Source organism: Planktothrix sp. PLAVEN19ND (assembly GCF_057220675.1).
Genome location: NZ_CM170132.1, coordinates 1,208,529 through 1,215,528, shown reverse-complemented (window position 1 = coordinate 1,215,528; position 7,000 = coordinate 1,208,529). Strand labels below are relative to the sequence as shown.

Annotated in this window: 5 protein-coding genes; all 5 read left to right on the top strand. The window is 37.7% G+C overall.

What is annotated here, in order from left to right:
* Nucleotides 1–210 precede the first annotated feature (210 nt).
* The 5 genes from AC2D3N_RS05335 to AC2D3N_RS05315 all read left to right on the top strand — a co-directional run bounded on the left by AC2D3N_RS05335 (nucleotide 211) and on the right by AC2D3N_RS05315 (nucleotide 6,980).
* On the top strand, nucleotides 211–2,250 hold the full coding sequence (locus AC2D3N_RS05335; protein WP_484693008.1) for an ABC transporter ATP-binding protein/permease: 2,040 nt from the start codon (nucleotides 211–213) through the stop codon (nucleotides 2,248–2,250).
* 175 nt (nucleotides 2,251–2,425) lie between these two features.
* Nucleotides 2,426–3,595, top strand: a complete 1,170-nt coding sequence (locus AC2D3N_RS05330) for a DUF6014 family protein (RefSeq protein WP_484693007.1) — start codon at nucleotides 2,426–2,428, stop codon at nucleotides 3,593–3,595.
* A 73-nt stretch (nucleotides 3,596–3,668) separates the two neighbouring features.
* Complete coding sequence (locus AC2D3N_RS05325; protein WP_484693006.1) at nucleotides 3,669–4,466, top strand: class I SAM-dependent methyltransferase; 798 nt, start codon at nucleotides 3,669–3,671, stop codon at nucleotides 4,464–4,466.
* 44 nt (nucleotides 4,467–4,510) lie between these two features.
* Nucleotides 4,511–6,304, top strand: coding sequence for an ABC transporter ATP-binding protein/permease (locus AC2D3N_RS05320; protein ID WP_484693005.1), 1,794 nt, complete (start codon nucleotides 4,511–4,513; stop codon nucleotides 6,302–6,304).
* A gap of 136 nt (nucleotides 6,305–6,440) precedes the next feature.
* A complete protein-coding gene (locus tag AC2D3N_RS05315) occupies nucleotides 6,441–6,980 on the top strand; it encodes a GNAT family N-acetyltransferase (RefSeq protein ID WP_484693004.1) in 540 nt (179 codons plus the stop codon).
* Nucleotides 6,981–7,000: the final 20 nt, after the last annotated feature.

Genomic DNA, 7,000 nt, shown 5'->3' with positions numbered 1-7,000 from the left:
GTTAATTATCCCTACCACTTATATACCATTCTTAGAGAATACTAGCAATTGAATTATTATAATTTCTGATAATAGCTAATCCAACTATAATCAGAATGTATTTGACAAAAGAACAGTGATTGTTGAAACCTATTCTTTTTATCAATTTACTTTTCTGCACAATTAAGGATTATACTTTACTGGTCAGAGATTTACGTTTATTACTAGGATATGGCAACCGAAGTTGTTCAAGGTCAATCCATGATGAATGTCGCTTCAACTTTTACTCAATTTTGGGAAAGTGTAAAAGCGATTGCCGGGCCTTATTGGTATCCGACTAAACCTGGAGGAAGGGCATTTTCCGATGTAATTCGTGCTTGGGCAATGCTGATTCTTTTAATTATATTAATCATTGCTCTAGTAAGTTTAACAGCCTTTAATAGTTTCGTGAGTAACTATTTGGTCGATGTGATTATCGCTAAAGAAGATTTTAATAAATTTGTTGAAACCCTATCTATTTTCGCCGCGGGATTAATCTGTGTAACGATCCTGGTAGGATTTGTTAAATTTATTAGAAAAAGAATTGCGCTTGATTGGTACGAATGGCTAAACGCTTGGATTTTAGCAAAATATTTTAGCAATCGTGCCTATTATAAAATTAATTTTAAATCCGATCTTGAGAACCCGGATCAACGTCTATCCCAGGAAATTGAACCGATTACCAGTAATGCCATGAGTTTTCTAGCAACTTTACTAGAAAAGGCGCTGGAAATGGTAGTTTTTTTAATTGTTCTTTGGTCAATTTCCCAATCAGTTGCCCTAATTCTAGTAGTTTGGACAATCGTCGGAAATTTGATTGCTGTTTACTTAACCCAAGAACTAAATAAGATTAATCAAGAGGAACTTGAAACTAAAGCTAACTATAGTTATGCTCTAACTCATGTTCGCAATCATGCCGAATCCATCGCTTTTTTTCAGGGGGAAAACCAAGAATCAAATATCATTCAGCGTCGATTTAGTAATCTTGTAAACACTGTTAAACGTAAGATTGATGCCGAAAGAGGTACGGAAATTTTTAATCGGGGCTATCAATCTGCTATCCAAATATTTACTTTTGTAGTCCTTGGGCCTTTATATATTAATAACAACGAAGGTATTAGTTTTGGACAGGTAGGTCAAGCCTGTTTAGCCGCTAATTTGTTTGCCAGTGCCCTAGGAGAATTAATCGCTGAATTTGGTAAGTCTGGAAGATTTTCCAGTTACGTTGAACGTCTATCTGAATTTTCAAATGCTTTAGAAGAAATAACCAAAGAACCGGAAAATGTACATACTATTAAAACCCTAGAAGAAAACCATCTGGCTTTTGATCATGTGACTTTACAAACCCCCAATTATGAACAGGTAATCGTTGAAGATTTATCGCTAATTGTTCAACCGGGAGAAGGTTTATTGATTGTCGGGCCCAGTGGTCGCGGCAAAAGTTCCCTCCTGCGGGCGATAGCGGGTCTGTGGAATGCGGGAACAGGTCGTTTAATTCGGCCGCCTTTAGAAGAAGTTTTATTTTTGCCCCAACGCCCTTATATCATATTAGGAACTTTACGCGAACAGTTACTTTATCCTAATCAGAATTTGGCAAAAACTGATGCGGAATTACAAGAAATTTTGCAACAAGTTAACCTGCAAAACTTACTGAGTCGCGTCGATGGTTTTGATACAGAAGTGCCCTGGGAAAACGTTCTATCCCTGGGAGAACAACAACGTTTGGCTTTTGCCCGAATATTAGTTACTCGTCCTAGCTTTATCATTTTAGATGAAGCTACCAGCGCTTTAGACTTAAACAATGAAGGTAATTTATATCAACAGTTACAAGAAACAAAAACCACCTTTATTAGTGTGGGACATCGAGAAAGTCTTTTTGATTACCACCAATGGGTTTTGGAACTCTCGGCCGATTCTAGTTGGCAACTGTTAACCGTACAGGATTATCGACGGCAAAAAACTAAAGAAATTATCAATATTCCCATTGACAATACTCAAATCACCATAGACAATCTTTCTAGTAATCAATCCCCAACTCAACCCATACCTGAAATAGCGGTATTAACTGACGAATTTGAGGGATTTTCCCATAAAGAAATGGAGGTTTTGACCAACTACTCAATAGGCACTATCAGAAGTAGAGCCAGCCTTGGTAAGTCTATCACTGACAAAGATGGCTTTACCTATCGCTATAACAAAGATTCCCGGGTCTCGAAGTGGCTAAGGGTTTAGCGATCAATCAGAATATATAGCAAATCTAAATGGATTGCAAAAAAATCATGAGCAAGATTACTAATCTTAAAAAATATCGGGATTTCTGTGTAGGGGCAAGGCGCACCTCGCCTCTAATATTATTCTTTAGACAATAAAAATATTAAATTTTGCATAAATTCAGGATGGATGAAAAATGACAATAGCCCTCGTAGACGAACCAGATTTAATCAAACAAGTAGTTCAAGATATCCAGCAAAATGAAATTACTATTGCCGCTCAAAAACTGCGTCAACAGGCAAAAAAATTTTGTGAACTTCCCCCCGAATGGCTACTAAAAACAGCAGATGCTTTAGAAAATAACGACTGGAGTATTTTGGCTGAAGATTTTATCAATATGGATTTTATTGGTAAAAATGGTTATTTCTTAATTATTGCCCCTTATAAAATTAATAGACAATGCCAGAGTCAGGTAACTTTAAGTGCGATTTCTGGGAAAATATACGATAATTCTCAACCCTCTATTGAACAATTAGAAAATCTCAGTCGGGAAAAATTTGGCACTTTGGGTCAACCTGTTCCCAGAAACCTTTCCTTTAGCGAAATTGCCAGTTGTGGTCATCTTAGTGGAGAAAAAGGTGAAGCCTTTATTGTTCCCAATGGCTGGCCCTTTCCTAACAGTATTGACGGCCCGGCATTAAACAACACCAGTGAACAGCGACGACGTTTTTTAGGTTCTAGCTATGAATGTATCCAAACAATTTTTGAACCGGAAACTGCTAATTTATTATTGGCCCCCTTAGAAGATGAAATCAATAGTGAACGCTATCGCCACATGGACACTCAAGTACATGAAGCTGGCCATGCAAGCGGTTTAGGATTTGATTTCAAGGCAAACCAGAACCTTTTTCAAAATTATACCTATGCGGGTGTTGAAGAATGGCGATCGGATAGTCTCGGATTTGAGTTTGCCGCTTGTACTTTACCTGCTGAAGAAGCTGGGAAGTTGGTAGCGGTTAATTTCTGTATTCGCTTTGGTTTAGATGCTCACCGTTTAGGCGGCGTGGAAAAAGATACGGATGTTCATGCTAGTTTGATCAGCTTAGAGTATCTTTTTCAAAATGATGCTATTTATATTACTAAAAATGGTCAATTAGCTCTGCGTAATTTGAGTTATCCTGGTTTATTACAAGCGGTGGAACTCCATCGAGCGCAAGCATTATCTATTACCCGCAGGGAGTTAAACCTGAAAAGTCCTACAGGTATTTTCTCGCTGTACAAAATAGACATTCACCCATCAACTCTGTCAGTTTTTCAAGGATTAATTGTGGAACGTTGTCAGGGAATATGGAGACATTTGCAGTAGCATATTGATGACATAATTGTAGGGTAGAAAAAAGCCTTGCAGATCAATCAAAGATCAAAATCGGAGATTAAAAATGGATAAAAATGAATGGATTAGTAAATTTGATAGTTTAATTCTCAATCCTTCAACTCGGGAATTCTACGGTCAAAAAGAGTTTTTTAATGTGGGTTACTGGCAATCAGATACCCAAAATCAACAGGAATCTTGTTTTAATTTGATGGAAAAACTTTTAGAATTTATTCCTGAAAAGCAGGGAAATATTCTTGATGTTGGCTCCGGTTTGGGCGCAACAACCAGTTACCTCCTCAAGTATTATTCCTCAGCAGCAATTGTGGGAATTAATATTTCCCCTGCACAAATTGAAAGAAGTATTTTAAACGCTCCTGACTGCAAATTCCTGTTGATGGATGCGGTCAATATGGAATTTGAGGATAATTTTTTTGATACTATTATTTGTGTAGAAGCAGCTTTCTATTTTAATACCAGAGAAAAGTTTCTAAAAGAGGCTTGGCGGGTGTTGAAACCGGGGGGAAATTTAATTCTCTCAGATATGAGTTTTGCCACGACCGAATATTTAGGTGATTGGACTGTTCCCCAAGCTAATACGGTTAAAAATATTGCCGAATATCAAAATCTTTACCAACAGTTAGGATTTCAACAGTTACAATTCGTGGAGGCGACGGAGGAATGTTGGTTCAAACATTTTCGACATCTAAAATCTTGGCTGGGAGAAGAATTTCAAGCAGAAAAGATGGACGAAGCCACCTATAATGCTAATATTACTGCTATAGATCGTTTATTAAGTTCTTCGGCAATAACTTATTTATTGGTGGCAGCAGAGAAACCAGTCGGAGTCAGTCAGGTTGAATAATCCCTAACTTATCCGGTGTAAATAATTACCAGTTTTTTTAGGATATGCAAACTCAAGTTCCCCCGGACAAAACTATCACCAATCCTCTTTCATCTTTGACTCGATTTTTGCAAGATCTTAAAATTATTGCTCAACCTTACTGGTATCCCACAGAGTTAAATGGACGGGCATTTTCCGATGTGATTTGTTCCTGGGGGATGCTGTTTCTAATGGTTTTAAGCATAATTTTGCTAGTGAGTGTTGATGCTTTTGCCAGCTTCTGGAATCGCCATGTCCTAGATATTGTTATTGAACAAAGAGACCTTTCTAAGTATCTTGATACTCTCTGGCTATCTAGCTTTTTGATTGTGCTGATCACCTGTTTAGTCGCTTTGGCTCAATTTGTGAGAAAAAAAGTTGCTCTTGATTGGTATAAGTGGCTCAGTAGTAACACCTTAAAACAATATTTGAGCGATCGCGCCTATTATAAAATTAATTTTACATCGGGTTTAGAAAATCCTGACCAACGTTTATCCCAAGAAATTGAACCGATTACCACCATAACCTTGAGGTTTTTAACAACCTTATTAGAAAAGAGTCTGCAAATGATCACTTTTCTGGTTATTCTTTGGACAATTTCCCAAGAGATTACCATTTATCTAGTTATCTATACCATTGCTGGTAACTTTATTGCGGTGTATTTAACCCAACAGTTAAATAAGATTAATCAGGCGGAACTTAACTCTAAAGCTGAATATAATTATGCCCTAACCCATGTCCGATCTCATGCGGAATCCATTGCTTTTTTCCGAGGAGAGGAACAGGAAGAAAAAATCATCGAACGCAGATTTAATAATATTCTCAAGAATGCGGAAGAAAGAATCAATTGGGAGAGATTTCAGGATCTTTTTAATCGTGGTTATCAGTCTGCGATTAGTGTTTTTTCGATGTTTATTCTGACACCAATGTTCATTCAAGATAAAATTGATTTTGGAGAAATTAGTCAAGCCAGTTTGTGCTGTTTTCTCTTTTCTAATTCCTTGGGACAATTGGTAAGTGAGTGGGGAACGTCAGCAAAATTATCTAATTATATTGAGCGTTTAGCCTCCTTTTCTGATGGCTTAAAAAGAGTCACCCTAGAACCCAAAAACCTCGCTAGGATTACAACAGTAGAAGACAACCGTTTAGCCTTTGAGAATTTTACTCTACAAACCCCAGATTATGAGAAAGTAATTGTTGAAAATTTATCCCTATCAGTTCCATCGGGAAAAGGTTTATTAATTGTTGGCCCTAGTGGTCGTGGTAAAAGTTCTTTGCTGCGGGCGATCGCCGGTTTATGGAATGCGGGAACCGGGCGTTTAGTGCGTCCTGCTCTCGAAGAAATGCTATTTTTGCCCCAGCGTCCTTATATTATTTTGGGCACTCTGCGTGACCAACTCCTTTATCCCCATACCACTGATCAAATTACTGATCGAGAACTTGAAAAAATCCTAGAAAAAGTCAACCTGCAACATTTATTAACTCAAACTAATGTTTTTGATAAAGAAGTAAATTGGGAAAATATTTTATCATTGGGAGAACAACAGCGACTAGCCTTTGCCCGAATGTTAGTTACCCGTCCCAGTTTCACCATATTAGATGAAGCCACCAGTGCTTTAGATTTAATTAATGAAGAAAGTTTGTATCAACAATTAAAGCAAACCCAGACAACTTTTATCAGTGTAGGACATCGGGAAAGTCTATTTAATTATCATCAATGGGTACTAGAACTTGCAGAAAATTCTCGTTGGCAACTTTTGACCGTTGAGGACTACCAACAGCAAAAATTCGCGGCGATCAATTTTATTAAAAAATCTTAAACTTCCAGATAATAATTCCCTGTATGTTGTAATGTTCTATCGTAGGGTGTGGGTTTCCCAACCCTCTTTGCGCCTGGGTTTGGAGACCAAACCCCTACAGGTTTTTATCACCAATCATTTAGAATTACTATATAACATGGGTGATCTTGTTACCAAACGATTACGTTTAGTGCCTTTTAAATTGCCAATTGTACAAGCAGCAATTATTGGCGATACTGAATTAGGAAAAGTTCTGGACGTTACAGTTGTACCTAACTGGATTGATCAAGAATTTTATGATAACTTGCCAGAAATTGCCAATATACTGAACAAAAGTCCATTGCAAGGGGAATGGGGATGGGGAAATTTAGTGATTCAACAAGCAGAAAATACCCTAATTGGTCACGTTATGCTTAAAATTATTCCAGATATCCCCGATCCCACAGGCTCCCCCACAGGATCACTGGAAATTGGCTATCAAATCGCTCCCTCCTATCGACGACGGGGATACGGATCTGAAGCGACAAAAGCAGTGTTAGACTGGGCATTTTCTCAACCTTCTGTGGAAAAAGTGACGGCTGGCTGCGATGCTGATAATATTGGTTCCCAAAGATTGCTAGAAAAAATCGGAATGCAGCACACACAAACCCGAGCCAATGGTCAAGTATTAGTTTGGGAATTATCGCGTTCTTCTTAGTTTAAAATTTTCCCTTTTAA